Raw genomic sequence first — 2,884 nt, 5'->3', positions numbered from 1 at the left:
TGCCCGGTCCACCGCCGGTGACGACGAAGGGCTCGGTGTAGATCATGAAACTGTCCATGAAGCGCAGAAGTACGGCGATCAGAAGCACGCGGTTCATCTTCGGCAACTGGATATAACGGAATACCGCCCAGCGTGAGGCACCGTCGATCTTTGCCGCCTGATAGAACGCATCGGGAATGGATACGAGACCGGCATAGCAAAGGAGCACGACGAGGCTCGTCCAGTGCCAGATATCCATGATGATGACGGTGACCCATGCGTGCATCGGGTTCTGGACGTAATTATAGTGGATGCCAAGCCTTTCCAGCGTATGGCCGAGCAGACCGATGTCGGTGCGGCCAAAGACCTGCCAGATCGTGCCGACTACGTTCCACGGGATGAGGAGCGGGAGCGCCATCAGGACCAGGCAGACGGGAACGCCCCAACCCTTGCGCGGCATATTGAGCGCAATGATGATGCCCAGCGGGATCTCGATCGCGAGGATGATGAAGGAGAAGATGAGATTGCGCCCGAGCGCTGTGTGAAAGCGTTCGGAGTGAAGGATTTCGTCAAACCAGTCGGTTCCGGCCCAGAAAAACTGATTGTTGCCGAAAGTATCCTGCACCGAATAGTTGACCACAGTCATCAGCGGGACAACCGCTGAAAAGGCAACGAGCAGCAGGACCGGCAGAACCATGAACCAGGCTTTGTTATTCCAGGTTTTCTCCATGGCTACAGCCCTCCCACGCGCCAGCTATCGGCATAGATGTTGATGCCCTTCGGATCGAAGGCGATGTGCGGTTCGGCCGGGATATCCCCGCCCTCCTCGACAATGATGGCGATGTCCTGGTTTTCGAGCCGGGTCCGGACGATCTTGTGCCGGCCGATATCCTCGACCTTGGCAATTTTTACCGGCATCCCAGTGCGCCCGAGGCGCACATATTCCGGCCGGATGCCAAGTTCGATGATTTTCGCATTGGCGGGCATCACCGGCGAAGGCAACTCGATCTGATGGCTGCCTATCTGCGCCATCCCGCCGGAAAGTTTCACGGGCATGACGTTCATGCCGGGCGAGCCAATGAAGTACCCGACGAAAGTGTGTTTCGGCCGCTCGAACAATTCTTCCGGCGTGCCGATCTGGACGATCTCGCCGTCATACATGACGACGACTTTCTGGGCGAAGGTCAGCGCTTCCGTCTGGTCGTGCGTGACATAGACCATCGTGTAGCCGAAGCGCTGGTGCAGCTGTTTCAACTGCGATCGGAGCACCCACTTCATGTGCGGGTCGATAACGGTAAGCGGCTCATCGAAAAGGATCGCGTTGACGTCGGACCGGACGAGACCGCGGCCGAGCGAAATCTTCTGCTTCTGGTCGGCGGTAAGGCCGCGTGCCTTCTTCTTTGCCCAGCTGGCAAGGTCGATCATCTCCAGCGTCTCGCGCACCTTGCGATCGATTTCCGCTTCCGGAACGCCGCGATTGCGCAAGGGAAAGGCGAGATTGTCGTAAACGGTCATCGTGTCGTAGATGACCGGGAACTGGAACACCTGCGCGATGTTGCGTTCCTGCGTCGACAGGCTCGTCACGTCGACGCCGTCGAACAGCAGTTGTCCGTGTGAGGGATGGATCAAACCGGATATGATGTTCAAGAGCGTGGTCTTGCCGCAACCGGACGGTCCGAGCAGAGCGTAAGCACCGCCGTCTTCCCAGCTGTGATGGACTTCCTTCAGCGCGTAGTCCTTATCCGACTTCGGGTTGGGACCGTAGGCGTGACGGATATGGTTGAGATCGATGCGTGCCATGGTTCCCCCTATGCCGCCAGCTTCTGGCGGCGGCTGACGGAATTGCCGCTCGCGTCGAAAATCACCAGATTGCGCGGGTCGATGAAGATGTCGATCTCCTCATCGGGCGCATAGATATGGATGCCATGCGTCAGCATCGTCCAACGCGCATCGGCGAAGGAAAGATGGACAAAGCTTTCCGAACCTGTGATTTCGGTAGCCGTAACCGTGGCTTTGAGGCCGATCTCGTCAGGATTTCTGCGGCTCGTATTCACATGATGCGGCTGGAAACCGATCGTATACGTACCGTCGGCGAACTCCGCGAGATGCGCCGGTACCGGTAGGGCAACGCCGCCCTCGAGCTGAAATGCTTTGCCAAATTTCGCCAGAGCAATCGTGTTGAGTGGTGGATCGGCAAAAGTCTGCGCGGTGATCAGATCATCGGGCCTGCGGAAGACATCTATGGTCGGCCCGAACTGGGTGATGCGGCCTTCGGACAAGGTCGCCGTGTTGCCACCAAGCAGCAGGGCTTCGTGCGGCTCGGTCGTGGCATAGACGAAAATCGTACCGGATTCGGCGAAAATCCTCGGCAATTCCTGACGCAGTTCCTCGCGCAGCTTATAGTCGAGATTGGCAAGCGGCTCGTCGAGCAGAACCAGCTTGGCGTTCTTCACGATAGCGCGCGCCAGCGCAGTGCGCTGCTGCTGACCGCCGGAAAGATTGAGCGGCGTGCGATCGAGGAAGGGCGTGAGCTTCAGCATTTCGGCCGCCTTGCGCACTTCGCGGTCGATTGTCGCTTTGTCGGCACCAGCCACGCGCATCGGCGAAGCGATGTTCTCGTAGACCGTAAAGGCCGGGTAATTGATGAACTGCTGATAGACCATGGCGACCGAGCGCTTCTGTACGGGCACGCCTGTCACGTCCTTGCCGTCGAACCAGACAGAGCCAGCGGTCGGCACGTCCAGTCCTGCCATGATGCGCATGAGGCTGGTCTTGCCGGACAGGGTCGGTCCGAGCAGGACATTCAGCGTCGCATGTTCCAAAGTCAGCGATATATCGCTGAGATGGGGTTTTCCGCCCACTACCTTGGATACATTCCGCAGTTCCAACATTCTTACTCCTCCCA

General features: G+C 58.4%; 3 protein-coding genes. All 3 read right to left on the bottom strand.

All coding sequences use genetic code 11. The annotated features are described in order from the left end of the window. Positions 1-709, bottom strand: a 709-nt coding sequence (locus LB462_RS30825) for a carbohydrate ABC transporter permease (RefSeq protein WP_224515922.1), incomplete at its 3' end; no start/stop codon positions are given. A gap of 2 nt (positions 710-711) precedes the next feature. Beyond that, positions 712-1,779 carry an ABC transporter ATP-binding protein gene (locus tag LB462_RS30820; protein ID WP_224515921.1) on the bottom strand — a complete coding sequence of 356 codons (1,068 nt, stop codon included), beginning with the start codon at positions 1,777-1,779 and terminating at the stop codon, positions 712-714. Positions 1,780-1,787: 8 nt separating this feature from the next. After that, on the bottom strand, positions 1,788-2,870 hold the full coding sequence (locus LB462_RS30815; protein WP_224515919.1) for an ABC transporter ATP-binding protein: 1,083 nt from the start codon (positions 2,868-2,870) through the stop codon (positions 1,788-1,790). Positions 2,871-2,884 lie beyond the last annotated feature (14 nt).

Origin of the sequence: Phyllobacterium chamaecytisi (assembly GCF_020164455.1) — a bacterium.
In the GTDB taxonomy this organism is placed as follows: domain Bacteria; phylum Pseudomonadota; class Alphaproteobacteria; order Rhizobiales; family Rhizobiaceae; genus Phyllobacterium; species Phyllobacterium chamaecytisi.
The sequence above is the reverse complement of the archived record's forward strand: the minus strand, read 5'-3'. Positions and strand labels throughout refer to the sequence as shown.